A 15,722-nucleotide genomic window follows, 5' to 3' on the forward strand; every position below is an offset into this window, starting at 1 on the left:
CCGGTACGCGCGTAGTGAGTCCGAGCCCTCGGAAGGACCCCCTCTTGGCCGCCTCGCGCACTGCCTCGACCGCGAATATGAACAACGGCGCCAGCACCGCCCCGCTGCGCATCTCCTTTGCAAAGATCAAGGAGCCCCTTGAGGTTCCCAACCTGCTCGCGTTGCAGACCGAGAGCTTCGACTGGCTGCTCGGCAACACCGCCTGGCAGAGTCGGGTCGAGGCGGCTCTGGAGTCGGGTCAGGACGTCCCCACCAAGTCCGGTCTGGAGGAGATCTTCGAGGAGATCTCCCCGATCGAGGACTTCTCCGGGTCGATGTCGCTGACCTTCCGCGACCACCGTTTCGAACCTCCTAAGAACAGCATCGACGAGTGCAAGGAGCGCGACTTCACGTACGCCGCCCCGCTCTTCGTAACCGCTGAGTTCACCAACAACGAGACCGGCGAGATCAAGTCCCAGACGGTCTTCATGGGCGACTTCCCGCTCATGACCAACAAGGGCACCTTCGTCATCAACGGCACCGAGCGTGTCGTCGTGTCGCAGCTGGTCCGTTCGCCGGGCGTCTACTTCGACTCCTCGATCGACAAGACGTCCGACAAGGACATCTTCTCCGCCAAGGTGATCCCCTCCCGGGGCGCCTGGCTGGAGATGGAGATCGACAAGCGCGACATGGTCGGTGTCCGCATCGACCGCAAGCGCAAGCAGTCCGTCACCGTCCTGCTCAAGGCTCTCGGTTGGACCACCGAGCAGATCCTGGAGGAGTTCGGCGAGTACGAGTCCATGCGCGCCACCCTGGAGAAGGACCACACCCAGGGCCAGGACGACGCGCTCCTCGACATCTACCGCAAGCTGCGTCCGGGCGAGCCCCCGACCCGCGAGGCCGCGCAGACGCTTCTGGAGAACCTCTACTTCAACCCGAAGCGCTACGACCTCGCCAAGGTCGGCCGCTACAAGGTCAACAAGAAGCTGGGCGGCGAAGCCCCGCTGGACGCCGGTGTGCTGACCGTCGAGGACATCATCTCGTCGATCAAGTACCTGGTGAAGCTGCACGCCGGCGAGACCGAGACCGTCGGTGACAACGGCACCACGATCGTCGTCGAGACCGACGACATCGACCACTTCGGCAACCGTCGTCTGCGCAACGTCGGCGAGCTCATCCAGAACCAGGTCCGTACGGGTCTGGCGCGTATGGAGCGAGTCGTCCGCGAGCGGATGACGACCCAGGACGTCGAGGCGATCACGCCGCAGACCCTGATCAACATCCGGCCGGTCGTCGCCTCCATCAAGGAGTTCTTCGGCACCAGCCAGCTGTCGCAGTTCATGGACCAGAACAACCCGCTGTCGGGTCTCACCCACAAGCGCCGTCTGTCGGCTCTTGGCCCGGGTGGTCTCTCCCGTGAGCGGGCCGGCTTCGAGGTCCGTGACGTGCACCCCTCGCACTACGGCCGCATGTGCCCGATCGAGACCCCGGAAGGCCCGAACATCGGCCTGATCGGCTCGCTCGCCTCCTACGGCCGCGTCAACGCGTTCGGTTTCGTCGAGACGCCGTACCGCCGGGTCACCGACGGTGTCGTCACCGACGAGGTCGACTACCTGACGGCCGACGAAGAGGACCGATTCGTCATCGCGCAGGCCAACGCGCCGCTGACGGAGGAGTTCCGCTTCGAGGAGTCCCGCGTCCTGGTCCGCATCCGCGGCGGCGAGGTCGACTACGTCCCCGGTGACGACGTCGACTACATGGACGTCTCCCCGCGCCAGATGGTGTCGGTCGCGACCGCGATGATCCCGTTCCTGGAGCACGACGACGCCAACCGTGCCCTCATGGGCGCGAACATGATGCGTCAGGCCGTGCCCCTCATCAAGTCCGAGGCGCCGCTGGTCGGCACCGGCATGGAGTACCGCTGCGCGGTCGACGCCGGTGACGTCCTGAAGTCGGAGAAGGACGGTGTGGTCCAGGAGGTCTCCGCGGACTACATCACCACCGCCAACGACGACGGCACGTACACCACGTACCGCCTCGCCAAGTTCTCCCGCTCCAACCAGGGCACCTCCGTCAACCAGAAGGTTGTCGTGGACGAGGGCGCGCGCGTCGTCGCCAACCAGGTGCTGGCCGACGGTCCGGCGACCGAGTTCGGCGAGATGGCGCTCGGCAAGAACCTGCTCGTGGCGTTCATGCCCTGGGAGGGTCACAACTACGAGGACGCGATCATCCTGTCGCAGCGCCTCGTACAGGACGACGTCCTCTCCTCGATCCACATCGAGGAGCACGAGGTCGACGCCCGTGACACCAAGCTGGGCCCCGAGGAGATCACCCGGGACATCCCGAACGTCTCCGAGGAGGTCCTCGCCGACCTCGACGAGCGCGGCATCATCCGGATCGGTGCCGAGGTCGTCGCCGGTGACATCCTCGTCGGCAAGGTCACGCCCAAGGGTGAGACCGAGCTGACCCCCGAGGAGCGCCTGCTCCGCGCGATCTTCGGCGAGAAGGCGCGCGAGGTGCGCGACACCTCGCTGAAGGTGCCGCACGGCGAGATCGGCAAGGTCATCGGCGTCCGCGTCTTCGACCGCGAGGAGGGCGACGAACTGCCGCCCGGCGTCAACCAGTTGGTCCGGGTGTATGTTGCGCAGAAGCGCAAGATCACCGACGGCGACAAGCTGGCCGGCCGCCACGGCAACAAGGGCGTCATCTCGAAGATCCTCCCGATCGAGGACATGCCGTTCCTTGAGGACGGCACCCCGGTCGACATCATCCTGAACCCGCTGGGTGTCCCGTCCCGAATGAACCCGGGACAGGTCCTGGAGATCCACCTCGGCTGGCTCGCCAGCCGCGGCTGGGACGTCTCCGGGCTCAGCGAGGACTGGGCGCGGCGCCTCCAGGTCATCGGCGCCGACCAGGTCGCCCCGGGCACCAACGTCGCGACCCCGGTCTTCGACGGTGCCCGCGAGGACGAGATCTCCGGTCTCTTCGAGGCCACGATCCCGAACCGCGACGGCGACCGCCTCGTCCAGGCGTCCGGAAAGGCCAACCTGTTCGACGGCCGCTCCGGCGAGCCGTTCCCGGAGCCGATCTCGATCGGCTACATGTACATCCTGAAGCTGCACCACCTGGTCGACGACAAGCTGCACGCCCGTTCGACCGGTCCGTACTCGATGATCACCCAGCAGCCGCTGGGTGGTAAGGCGCAGTTCGGTGGTCAGCGATTCGGCGAGATGGAGGTGTGGGCGCTTGAGGCCTATGGCGCCGCTTACGCCCTCCAGGAACTGCTGACGATCAAGTCCGACGACGTCACCGGCCGCGTGAAGGTCTACGAGGCCATCGTCAAGGGCGAGAACATCCCCGAGCCCGGCATCCCCGAGTCCTTCAAGGTGCTCATCAAGGAGATGCAGTCGCTCTGCCTGAACGTGGAGGTGCTGTCCAGTGACGGTATGTCCATCGAGATGCGTGACACCGACGAGGATGTCTTCCGCGCAGCGGAGGAGCTCGGCATCGACCTGTCCCGGCGCGAGCCGAGCAGCGTCGAAGAGGTCTGACGGGAGTCCGGAGACCTGCCGCGCGCAGGTCTCCGGCCCCAGGACCCCCGTATCAGACCCCAAGACTTACAACCCTGAGAGGGATTGACGCATAGTGCTCGACGTCAACTTCTTCGATGAGCTCCGGATCGGTCTGGCCACCGCTGACGACATCCGTCAGTGGAGCCACGGCGAGGTCAAGAAGCCCGAGACCATCAACTACCGCACGCTCAAGCCCGAAAAGGACGGACTCTTCTGCGAGAAGATCTTCGGTCCGACCCGGGACTGGGAGTGCTACTGCGGCAAGTACAAGCGCGTCCGCTTCAAGGGCATCATCTGTGAGCGCTGCGGCGTCGAGGTGACCCGCGCCAAGGTGCGCCGTGAGCGGATGGGCCACATCGAACTGGCCGCGCCCGTCACCCACATCTGGTACTTCAAGGGTGTCCCGTCGCGTCTGGGATACCTGCTCGACCTCGCCCCGAAGGACCTCGAAAAGGTCATCTACTTCGCGGCGTACATGATCACGTTCGTCGACGAGGAGCGCCGCACCCGCGACCTGCCCTCCCTGGAGGCGCATGTCTCCGTGGAGCGTCAGCAGGTCGAGAACCGGCGTGACTCCGACCTCGAAGCCCGCGCCAAGAAGCTTGAGGCCGACCTGGCCGAGCTGGAGGCCGAGGGTGCCAAGGCCGATGTGCGCCGCAAGGTGCGCGAAGGCGCCGAGCGGGAGATGAAGCAGCTGCGCGACCGTGCGCAGCGCGAGATCGACCGCCTGGACGAGGTGTGGACCCGGTTCAAGAACCTCAAGGTCCAGGACCTCGAAGGTGACGAGCTGCTCTACCGCGAGCTGCGGGACCGCTTCGGCACGTACTTCGACGGTTCGATGGGTGCCGCGGCGCTTCAGAAGCGCCTGGAGTCCTTCGACCTGGATGAAGAGGCCGAGCGGCTTCGCGAGATCATCCGCACCGGCAAGGGCCAGAAGAAGACCCGCGCCCTGAAGCGGCTGAAGGTCGTGTCCGCGTTCCTTCAGACCTCCAACAGCCCCAAGGGCATGGTCCTCGACTGCGTCCCGGTCATCCCGCCGGACCTCCGCCCGATGGTGCAGCTGGACGGTGGCCGCTTCGCGACCTCCGACCTGAACGACCTGTACCGCCGTGTGATCAACCGCAACAACCGCCTGAAGCGCCTTCTCGACCTCGGTGCCCCCGAGATCATCGTGAACAACGAGAAGCGCATGCTCCAGGAGGCCGTCGACGCGCTCTTCGACAACGGCCGTCGTGGCCGCCCGGTGACGGGCCCCGGCAACCGTCCGCTGAAGTCGCTGTCCGACATGCTCAAGGGCAAGCAGGGTCGCTTCCGTCAGAACCTGCTCGGCAAGCGTGTGGACTACTCCGCGCGTTCCGTGATCGTCGTCGGCCCGCAGCTGAAGCTGCACCAGTGCGGTCTGCCGAAGGCCATGGCGCTGGAGCTCTTCAAGCCGTTCGTGATGAAGCGCCTGGTGGACCTGAACCACGCGCAGAACATCAAGTCGGCGAAGCGCATGGTCGAGCGCGGCCGTACGGTCGTCTACGACGTCCTCGAAGAGGTCATCGCCGAGCACCCGGTTCTGCTGAACCGTGCGCCCACGCTGCACCGCCTCGGCATCCAGGCCTTCGAGCCGCAGCTGGTCGAGGGCAAGGCCATCCAGATCCACCCGCTCGTCTGCACCGCGTTCAACGCGGACTTCGACGGCGACCAGATGGCCGTACACCTGCCGCTCTCCGCGGAGGCGCAGGCCGAGGCCCGCATCCTGATGCTGTCCTCGAACAACATCCTGAAGCCGGCCGACGGTCGTCCCGTCACCATGCCGACCCAGGACATGGTGCTGGGCCTGTTCTTCCTCACCACTGACGGCGAGCTCCGTGACGTCAAGGGCGAGGGCCGCGCGTTCGGCTCCACGGCCGAGGCGACCATGGCGTTCGACGGCGGCGAGCTGGCGCTCCAGTCGGCCGTCGACATCCGCTTCCCGGTGGGCACCATCCCGCCGCGTGGCTGGGTGCCGCCGGTCCGCGAGGAGGGCGAGCCCGAGTGGCAGCAGGGTGACACCTTCCGCCTCCGTACGACCCTGGGTCGCGCGCTCTTCAACGAGCTGCTGCCCGAGGACTACCCGTTCGTCGACTACTCGGTGGGCAAGAAGCAGCTCTCCGAGATCGTCAACGACCTGGCCGAGCGCTACCCCAAGGTCATCGTGGCGGCGACGCTCGACAACCTGAAGGCGGCCGGCTTCTTCTGGGCGACCCGTTCCGGTGTCACCGTGGCCATCTCCGACGTCGTCGTTCCCGAGGCGAAGAAGGAGATCGTCAAGGGCTACGAGGCCAAGGACGAGAAGGTCCAGAAGCAGTACGAGCGCGGTCTGATCACCAAGGAAGAGCGCACGCAGGAGCTCATCCAGATCTGGACCCAGGCGACCAACGAGGTCGCCGAGGCGATGAACGAGAACTTCCCCAAGACGAACCCCATCTTCATGATGGTTGACTCGGGTGCCCGAGGAAACATGATGCAGATGCGTCAGATCGCCGGTATGCGTGGTCTGGTGTCGAACGCCAAGAACGAGACGATCCCTCGTCCGATCAAGGCGTCCTTCCGTGAAGGCCTGTCCGTGCTGGAGTACTTCATCTCCACCCACGGTGCCCGTAAGGGGCTGGCCGACACCGCCCTCCGTACCGCCGACTCGGGTTACCTCACCCGTCGTCTCGTCGACGTCTCCCAGGACGTCATCATCCGCGAGGAGGACTGCGGCACCGACCGCGGCCTCAAGCTGCACATCGCGGAGCGCGGCGCGGACGGTGTCCTGCGCAAGGCGGAGAACGTCGAGACCAGCGTGTACGCCCGTGCGCTGGCCGAGGACATCACCGTCGACGGCAAGGTGCTGGCCCCGGCCAACACCGACCTCGGCGACGTCCTCATCGACGAGCTGGTCAAGCACGGCATCGAGACGGTCAAGACCCGCTCGGTCCTGACCTGCGAGTCCGCCGTCGGCACCTGCGCCATGTGCTACGGCCGCTCGCTGGCCACCGGCAAGCTGGTCGACATCGGTGAGGCGGTCGGCATCATCGCCGCCCAGTCCATCGGTGAGCCCGGCACGCAGCTGACGATGCGTACCTTCCACACCGGTGGTGTGGCCGGTGACGACATCACCCAGGGTCTGCCCCGTGTCGTCGAGCTCTTCGAGGCTCGTACGCCGAAGGGTGTCGCCCCGATCTCCGAGGCCCAGGGCCGCGTGCGGATCGAGGAGACCGAGAAGACCAAGAAGATCGTCGTCACCCCGGACGACGGCAGCGACGAGACGGCGTTCCCGATCTCGAAGCGTGCCCGTCTGCTGGTCAGCGAGGGCGAGCACGTCGAGGTGGGCCAGAAGCTCACCGTGGGTGCCACCAACCCGCACGACGTGCTGCGCATTCTGGGTCAGCGTGCCGTCCAGGTCCACCTGGTCGGCGAGGTCCAGAAGGTCTACAACTCGCAGGGTGTGTCGATCCACGACAAGCACATCGAGATCATCATCCGGCAGATGCTCCGCCGCGTGACGATCATCGAGTCCGGCGACGCCGAGCTGCTGCCCGGCGAGCTGGTCGAGCGCTCCCGCTTCGAGCAGGAGAACCGTCGTGTGGTGCAGGAGGGCGGTCACCCGGCCTCCGGTCGTCCGCAGCTCATGGGTATCACCAAGGCCTCGCTGGCCACGGAGTCCTGGCTGTCGGCGGCGTCCTTCCAGGAGACGACCAGGGTGCTGACGGACGCGGCGATCAACGCCAAGTCCGACTCCCTGATCGGCCTCAAGGAGAACGTCATCATCGGTAAGCTCATCCCGGCCGGTACGGGTCTGTCCCGCTACCGCAACATCCGGGTCGAGCCGACCGAGGAAGCCAAGGCCGCGATGTACTCGGCCGTCGGCTACGACGACATCGACTACTCGCCGTTCGGCACGGGCTCCGGCCAGGCCGTCCCGCTGGAGGACTACGACTACGGTCCGTACAACCAGTAGTAGTTGGCTCTGAAGTACTAGGAGCACCAAGGGCGGCCATCCCGTTTCGTACGGGGTGGCCGCCCTTGGTCGTGCCGTCGTGTCTTTTTCCTCAGTACGGCCGCTGCGGCTGGAGGTACTGCCGCAGGTGGTGCAGCCGGGTGTGGTAGTCCGGATGCGAGGAGAGCAGCTTGCTCAGCGCGCTCTCCTCGACGGTGACCCCGCCGTTCCGCGCGGTCTGGGCGGCCTGTGCGTGCTGCTCTCCCTGGTGCAGCTTGTCGAGCACGGACGCCAGCATCGGGGCGAAGCCGAGGGCGGCGGCGTGTTCGTCGGCGCGCAGTTCGGCACGCCGGCCGACGGCGGCCAGTGCGTACGGCACCCCGAGGATCAGCAGGGGCAGCCCGTAGAGCGTGCTGATGGTGGCGAACGCGAGACCGCCGACGATCATCACGACGAAGGCGACGCCGAAGCAGCCGAAGGCGCGCGAGACGTGGAAGGCGAGCACGGAGAGCGCCTTCAGTACCCGCCAGGCCATCCGGCCCGGCAGCGCGTACCAGTAGCCGAGCAGTCCCGACCAGGCGTGGCCGCCGACATGGTGGCCGAGTTCGTGTGCCATGACGGCGGCCAGCTCGCCGTTGGGCAGCTCGTTCAGGGCGAACCGGGTGACACCGACGATGTGGCCGGCTGCGGCGACCGCGTTGAGGCCCTCGCTGTCCTCGACCCACAACTCGTAGTTACGGCCCTCGACGCCGGCGCGGGCGGTGACCTCCCGCCAGACCGGTTCGATTTTGGCTCGTTCTTGCGGAGTGGGGTAGCGGAGGTGGAGCAGACGGCGCGCGAGGGCGCTTTCCGTGGGGCGGTGGAACACGAGTGCGCCGCTGGCCAGCCAGAGCAGGATGATCAGGAACCCGAGCTTGCCGAAGAAGGCGGAGAACAGACCGACGACGCAGAGGCTGCACAGGAAGTTCGGCAGATAGAGCAGCAGATTACCGACCGCGGTGGCGTCCGTGTGGCGCTGCTGGCTGGCGATGTGGACACGGCGGGCGTCGGTGTTGATGTGGTTCGGATGGTCCGGGTCGTCGGCGGGCGCGGGCCGGGCGGCCGGCGTTGGGGCCGGGGCCGGGGCCGGGGGAGTCAGGGGCGCCTGGGGCGGGGTCTGCGGGTACTGCGGGGGTATCGGGGCGGAGGCCTGCGGGTAGGCGTACGGGTCCTGCGGATAGGTGGATGCGGGCTGCTGCTGCTGGGGGTACTGCGGGGGTACGGGGGACTGGGCGGCCCGGGTCGGGTACTGCGGGGGTATCTGCGGCTGAGGTGCCTGCGCCGGCTGCCCGGGGTACTCGGGGTACTCCGGGTACCCCGGTGGTGGTTGGGTCATGGTGCTTGCTTCCTTCTGAGGCGGGGACGGGTGCCGGTGCGGCGGTCAGCCGATCAGCAGTGAGGCGGGCAGCAGGACCGTGCCGGTGCAGAAGGCGATCAGGCCGGTACGGATCCACTGGTGTTTGCGGGCGACGATCCGGCTCAGCTCGGCGAGGGCCGTGGTCAGCCCGTTCGTGGGGTCACGCCGGGTGTCGCCGAGCGCGGTCTCCAACTGGCCCTGCCGGACGGCCTGTTGGATGTCACCGAAATAGGAGAGGGGTCGGCCGGGCGTCCACTGCTCGGAGCGGTAGCGGGGCAGTACGGCCAGCAGCAGCGCGAACAGTGAGAGCCCCAGCGATGCCAGTGCGACCCACCACAGCACGGTGGCCGTGGCCGAGAGCTCGCCCGGGGTCCACCCCCGCCCCGCCAACAGCCCGCTGAACACACCCCCGGTCATCCCCAGAGCCCCGACCAACACGGACGCCTTGCCGTCGGCGCGGGCGACTTCGCTACGGAGCTCGGAGAGCAGGCGCTCGCAGAGGGGGACGAGGTCGGTGGGGGTGGGGCGGGGGAGCGGTGGGGGTGGAGGAGTTGGGGGAGTTGGGGTGGGTGAGGGAGCGGGGTCGAGTGTGGTCATGCGCCGCCGCCCTCCGGCCTGTCGGGTTCCTCGACGTCCTCCGCCTCCGAACCCGCGGCCACTTCCGGCAGGGTCGGCGTCCGGCCGTATCCGGGCGGGGGCTGCCAGGCGGAGCCCTCGGGTGCGGGCGTCGGGGTCGAGGACTGCGAGTCGCGAACCTCGGATGCGGTGACGGGTGTTGGGGCCGAGGCTCCGGTTGTGCTGAGAGGCGACGGGTCGGCCGGGGCCTTGGACAGGGCGGCGGGTGTCGAGCCCTCGTGCTGTCCCGAAGGCTCCGGCAGAGCGGCCGGAGACGATGCCGGGGGCTGCGCCGGAGCGCCCGGGTACGGGCCCTGCGGTGCCTGCCCGACGGGCGGTGAGCCGTAGGGCGCGGACGCGGGCATGCCGGCGACCGACCCCGGCGGATACGGCGCGCCGGTGGCCGATCCGGCCGCTCCAGCGGGGCGAGCCGATCCGGTCGGCGCAGTCGGCCCGGCGGGCCCGGTCGGCCCAGCCGTGGTGGTCGGTCCACCCGGCCCGGCCTGAGCCGGAGGCCGGCCGGAAGCCACGTGGCCCGGGGCACCGGGGAACGGTCCGGCGGCGGTGCCGGGGACAGCCGTCGGCGCACCCGGGTAGGGCCCGCTCGGGTTCGGGCCGTTCGGGGTGGACCCGTTCGGATAGGGGCTGCCCGGATTGGATCCGCTCGGGTACGGATCGCTGGGGTCGGACCCGTTCGGGAACGCCCCTGATGCCGCGCCCTGCCCAGGGCTGTACGGGCTTGTCGCCGGGAACTGCCGGGGCCCGTACGGTCCCGCTCCCGGCGTTTGTCCGGATGCGTGCGGTCCCGGCGCCGAGGTCTGTCCGGATCCGTACGGCCCTGTCTCGGCCGCCTGCCCGGGCCCGTACGGCCCTGCCGGCGGTACCTGCCCAGGAACGTAGGCCCCGGACGCCGAGGGCTGCCCACCCGCGTACGCCCCGGGCGCCGCCCCCGGCCCACCCGGATGAGCCCCGGGCGCCGCCCCCGGCCCACCCGGATGAGCCCCGGGTGCCGCCCCCGGCCCACCCGGATGAGCCCCGGGTGCCGCGCTCTGCCCACCCGCATACGTCCCCGGTGTCGCACCGGGCGCACCCGCGTAAGCCTCGGGTGCCGTGCCCGGCCCACCCGGATGAGTCCCGGGCGCTCCGCTCTGCCCTGCCGTATACGTCCCCGGTGTCGCACCGGGCGCACCCGCGTAAGCCCCGGATGCCGCGTCCTGCCCACCCGTATACGTCCCAGGCGCCGCGCCCGGCCCACCCGCGTAACCCTCTGGCACCACACCGGGCCCACCCGCGTAAGTCCCGGGCGCCGCGCCCGGCCCACCCGCGTAACCCTCTGGCACCACACCGGGCCCACCCGCGTAAGTCCCGGGCGCTGAGCCCGGCCCACCCGCGTAAGTCCCGGGCGCTGAGCCCGGCCCACCCGCGTAAGCCCCAGGCATCGCACCTGGCCCACCCGCGTAAGCCCCGGGCAGGGAGCCTGGCCCACCCGCGTAAGCCCCGGGCAGGGAGCCCGGCCCACCTGCGTAAGCCCCCGCCCCCTGCCCCGCCGCATAACCCCCCGGCACTCCGCCCTGCCCAGCCGCATACGGCCCCATCCCCGTCGGCTGTCCGCCCGGCCCTTGCTCATCGGCAGGGTGGCTTCCCGGAGCCGTAGCCATCCCCGGGCCCACGCCCGCTGGCTCGCCGGGGTAGCCCGGGCCAACCCCCGGAGGCAGTGGCGGAGGTGGGTTCTGGGGGACGCCCGGGAGGCGTTGGGTGAGGATGTCGTTGACTGTGCGGAGTGCCAGTTGTTTGGGGCCTTCCAGTTCCCAGTTCTCGGCTGTGTCGCCGTTGAGGAGTTGTTGGACCAGTTCCATCTGGGCCTGGATCATGCGGAGTTGGTCCTCGCGCATGCTGTTCATGACCATGTGGGAGTCCTCCGGGTGCTGGGCGAGGTGGAGTGCCCACTGGTGGACGCCGCCCTGTTGGAGGTGGAACTGGTAGAACTCGATCTTCTGTGCCTCCAACTGCTGGAGTTCCAGCTGCTGTTGGCCCGCGAGCAGGGCCTGCGCGTGCTGCCAGCGCTGCTGTTGGAGGAGCAACTCCTGCTGGTGGGTGCCGTATTGCATGGCCCGGTCCAGTTGGAGCGAGTCGCCCTGGCGGGCGCGGCGGTCGACCTCGACGTCGATGTCCATGCCCCGCCGCGCCGCCCGGATCTGTTCGTCGGCGGAGTGCTCGATGGCCTGTTTGCGCAGCTCGTGCTCGATGTTGGCCTCGTCGCGCTTCAGCCGTAGCGTCCAGGTGACCTGGAGTCCGGCGGGGGCGCCGAGCGGGCCGAGGAGGTTCATCCGCTCCAGCAGTTCGACCTCGGCCGACGCGCTGTCGGCGATGGCGAACCGGCGGGTCACCGGCCGGGCCGCCTGCTGGAGTTCGCCCAGCAGCAGCCCGGGTACGTTCCGGTGGCCGCCGGCCACGAACCGGACCGGGTCGAGGACCTGCCAGGACAGGTCGACGGCGGCCGTGAACTCGAACGCGTCGTTGTCGCTGGGCAGCGTGAGGTCGCAGGTGTGCGGATGCACGCCCATGTCGACCTCGTACACGGCGGTGTAGCGGTTCGCCGCGATGTCCCCGCGGGTCGGCCGCTGCGGCGGGAGGTACGCCACGAAGCCGCCCTTGCCGGTGGCGAAGACCAGGGCGTTGTCGATACGGACGTACGACTTGAGGTTGAACTCGAAGCGCGACAGCTGCCGCACGGTGAGGACGGGGTCGACGATCTCGGTGTGCCGGTCGGCGGGCTGCTGCCACTCGGGCTGGCGGAAGGTGGGCATGGGCGTGTCTCCTCGGACGTACCACCCGGCGTGCGCGGGTCGTTCCGATGTGGGTCAGCGGATGGGGAGCGTGGTCAGAAGGCGGGCCGCCACCTGGGGCGGCGGTTTTCCGTCCTCGCCGGACATGGTGCGCAGCAGGTGGCTGAGCCGCTGGTGGTCCTCGGGCGTGGCCACCAGGGCCGGGAGCAGCGCGGCGAGCGCCCACTCGGTGGCGGTGGCGCGGTCGGCGATCAGCACCCACGCGCGCAGTACGTCGAGCGCCGGCCGGGTGGTGCGCAGATCGGCGAGGGCCGCCCGCCAGAGGTGGGGGATGCCGTACGCCGAGGCGCTGCCCGTGGCCACCGCGCGGGCGTACCAGTCGAGGACCAGCGGCATGCCGTAGCGCTCGTCGCCCTCGGTGCGCCCGCAGGCGTTGACGAAGCCGGCGAGCGTGAGGTCGCGGACGGCGCGGTCGTCGTCGAGGTGCTGGCGCAGCTCCGCGAGCGCCCGTTCCTCGGCCGAGGAGAGCAGCAACAGCCCTACGGCCTCGGCGAGTTCACGCCCGATCTCCAGGTCCAGGTCCTGGTCGTTGTCGTAGAGCCGGCGTACCGCCTTGCGCAGGGCGGCGAGTGCCTGCTCGGGGCGTTCCGAGCCGATCAGGCCGTACGACCGGACGCCCACCCAGCGGCGGCGCTCGTCGTCGCCCTCGCACCAGTCGTCGAGGATGCGCGGGATGTTGGGGGTGTCGATGAGGTGGGCGAGGGTCAGGGAGTTGACGGCGACCAGCCGGTGCCGGAACAGCTTGGAGGTGGCCCACACCTCGATGACCAGCGCCATCGCGGAGGGCAGGTCGGTGCGGGCGAGGATCGCGACGGTGGACGCGGCGCGGGTGCGGACCAGCGGACGGCCGTCGTCGGCGAGTCTGCGCAGCCAGTTGATGAGGGCCGGGCGGGCGGACGGATGGCCGGTCCACAGTTCGCGCAGCAGGACGAGTGAGGCCCGCTCGTCCAGGAACCGGGCCTTGTGCTGGGCGACCGGGCCCCACTCGGTGTGCTCGTCCTCCTCGTAGCGCGTGGCGCGGGCGAGTTGGAGGCGCTTGCCGATGTGGGTGCCGAAGACGGGGACCTCGGGGACGCGGGTGGGGTTCTCGGTCTCCTGGAGGAACCGGTAGAGGAGGTCGCTGAGTTCGGCGGTGAGGGCGTACGGGCCGCCGTCGAAGGCGGCGAGCGCGACCAGGAACGCCTTGTCCCGCAGATGGATCGCGCTCTCGTCCTCCTCGAACCACTCCCGGACCTGGTTCTCCAGGGAGATCAGCGAGAACTGCGCGATGGCGTCCGCGGCCACCTCGCCGGCCGCGTACCGGCCCAACTGCACGGCGTACGCGGCGACTTCGCGCAACTGGTGGTCACGGGTGAGGAACTCGACCACGTCCGGCAGGTCCAGCAGCTTGGCGGCGGTCTCCGCGTCGGTGCGGGTGCGCACATGCGCGGCGAGGACCTCGGCCGCGCTCGGCGGCCGCCACTCGACCTTCGGCACGTCCTCCAGTACGGCCGTGGGGCCGACGGTGATGACGAGATAGGCGTCCTGCTCGACGAGCCGGTCCTTCGCGGCGAGCACGTGCGGCTCGCGCAGCGGGCGGTCGCGGCGGGTGGCGAGGTCGGCCAGGAGGTAGCCGCGGGCCTGGTCCTCGGGGCTGAACCGCCCGGCGAGCGAGGCAGGTTCGGTGTCGCGGACCAGAGTGCGGACGGGGTCGGCGCCCAGCCGGTGCAGCAGCATCAGGGCGGCGGTGTGGCGGCCGGTGAAGCGGGCGCCGGACAGGACCAGGACGCGGTCGCCGCGCAGGCGTTCGAGGAGTCCGGCCATGTACTCCTCGTCGGCGACGAAGGTCTCGGCGAGGCGTTCCAGGACGATCCGCGGGACCTCGCCGGAGGCGGAGGCGGGCGCGGACAGGCCGGGTATCGCGTAGTGGATCGTCGTCTTGCTGCCCATGATGACGTCGCCGGTCACCCGGCCGCCGCTGACGCCGTGCTGGTCGTGGCCGACGAGGCCGCCGCCGAAGCGGGAGCGGTCGCCGACGTGCATGCTGCGCGGGCTGTGGTCGATCAGGTCCCGGCGGGCGGCCCAGGCGGTCTGCGGCTGGTCCCGTTCCTCGTCGTCGTCACCGCCCTGAGGGGCATCGTCGGCGGCCGTCTCGCCCTGCTTCGGGTCACCGGAACCCTTGGCGCCCTTGGCGCCCTTGGCGTTCTTCTGGTCCTTCGCGTTCTTCTGGTCCTTCGCGTTCTTCTGGTCCTTCGGGCCCTTCTGGTCCTTGGCGTCGGACGGGCCGCCGGACGCGGCTCTCGGCTTCTCCGGCTCCTCCTGGTCGCTCATGCGCCGTCCCCCCGCTCCTGCCCGCCGAGGTGGACGTCGCCGGTGACCTGGCCGCCGCTGACGCCGTGCTGGTCGTGGCCGACCAGGCTGCCGCCGAAGGACGGCGAACCGCCGTTGAAGTGGAAGACGACACCCGGCGCCGGGGCTCCCCGTGTTCCGTCCGGCGCCGGGCGGCCCTCCGGTGATCCGCCCTGCGGCGGAACCCGTTCCTCGTGGGGGCCCGGTGCGGGGGCGCCCGGACCCGGGGTCTGTGATGCGGGGGTGTCGGGCGCGGCGGCTTCCTGACCCGGGGTCTGCCGTGCCGGGGGCCCGGGCGCAGGGCGGTCCCCCGATCCGCCCTGCGCCTCCCCCTCCCCCTTCCCCGCGTCACCGTGGTTCTCGCCGGCCGCCCCTCCGGGCACCGGTCCGTGCAGCCATGCCCCCAGTGGGCCGTTCTTGCTCGCCACCGTCACCTGGTGGAAGTCGTCGGCCGGGATGCCCGGGTGGTCGTGGCGGACGACTCCCGCGTACAGGCCGTCCGAGACGCACAGCGCGAAGTCGGCGGTGCGCTCGCGCAGGGCGGCGCGCAGGACATCCGCGTCCAGCAGCCGGCACGCGTGGTTGAGGTCGGAGCCGACCCAGCCGTCGTGCTGGTCCACGGCCACGTACCCCGTGGCGACGACACCGCGCAGCCGGATCTGCGCGGAACGGGACGCCATGCGGTTGACCGCCTTCAGCCGGACGGGCACCTCCGTGAGCAGGGCCCGCAGCAGCGCCGTGACGGGAGCGCTCGCGTCGATCAGCTCCATCACCGAGTCGCCGCGGTCGGCCCGCAGCCGCCGGGTCTCGTCGATGCCCGCGCTCTCCAGCGTGCGGTCGGTGATGTCGTAGAGCATGCGGCGCAGATAGGCCTGTTCCACGTCGTCCCGGTCGCTGTACCTCTCGATGTCCAGCAGCAGGATCGTGCGGCTCACGGGGTCGCTCATGGTCGCCTTTCGCGGGGGCGTGCTTGTGCAGAGCAGCAGCGTGATGCTGACGGGGCCTCAGCGGTGAGGGAGGATGACGCACTTGGA

General features: G+C 69.7%; 7 protein-coding genes. 2 read left to right on the top strand and 5 right to left on the bottom strand.

Going from position 1 to position 15,722, the window contains the following annotated elements; all coding sequences use genetic code 11:
* The first annotated feature begins 44 nt into the window (after positions 1-44).
* A complete protein-coding gene (gene rpoB / locus ACWIHT_RS32120) occupies positions 45-3,530 on the top strand; it encodes a DNA-directed RNA polymerase subunit beta (protein ID WP_200710702.1) in 3,486 nt (1,161 codons plus the stop codon).
* Positions 3,531-3,624: 94 nt separating this feature from the next.
* Positions 3,625-7,524, top strand: coding sequence for a DNA-directed RNA polymerase subunit beta' (locus tag ACWIHT_RS32125; protein ID WP_456171783.1), 3,900 nt, complete (start codon positions 3,625-3,627; stop codon positions 7,522-7,524).
* 91 nt (positions 7,525-7,615) lie between these two features.
* Here ACWIHT_RS32125 and ACWIHT_RS32130 read toward each other — a convergent pair whose 3' ends face one another.
* From ACWIHT_RS32130 to ACWIHT_RS32150, 5 genes are read right to left on the bottom strand one after another with little or no spacing between them, the layout of a single operon-like run.
* Positions 7,616-8,878 (bottom strand): M48 family metalloprotease, encoded by a 1,263-nt coding sequence (locus ACWIHT_RS32130; protein WP_456171784.1) that lies wholly within the window; start codon positions 8,876-8,878, stop codon positions 7,616-7,618.
* 45 nt (positions 8,879-8,923) lie between these two features.
* Positions 8,924-9,496 carry a Pycsar system effector family protein gene (locus tag ACWIHT_RS32135; protein ID WP_456171785.1) on the bottom strand — a complete coding sequence of 191 codons (573 nt, stop codon included), beginning with the start codon at positions 9,494-9,496 and terminating at the stop codon, positions 8,924-8,926.
* A complete protein-coding gene (locus tag ACWIHT_RS32140) occupies positions 9,493-12,321 on the bottom strand; it encodes a hypothetical protein (protein ID WP_456171786.1) in 2,829 nt (942 codons plus the stop codon). Before ACWIHT_RS32140 ends, ACWIHT_RS32135 begins: the two co-directional genes overlap by 4 nt.
* Positions 12,322-12,375: 54 nt before the next feature.
* Positions 12,376-14,670: a hypothetical protein gene (locus ACWIHT_RS32145; RefSeq protein ID WP_456171787.1), complete on the bottom strand. Its 2,295-nt coding sequence runs from the start codon at positions 14,668-14,670 to the stop codon at positions 12,376-12,378.
* Positions 14,667-15,635: a hypothetical protein gene (locus ACWIHT_RS32150; protein ID WP_456171788.1), complete on the bottom strand. Its 969-nt coding sequence runs from the start codon at positions 15,633-15,635 to the stop codon at positions 14,667-14,669. Before ACWIHT_RS32150 ends, ACWIHT_RS32145 begins: the two co-directional genes overlap by 4 nt.
* Positions 15,636-15,722 lie beyond the last annotated feature (87 nt).

Source organism: Streptomyces sp. NPDC002276, from assembly GCF_053891435.1.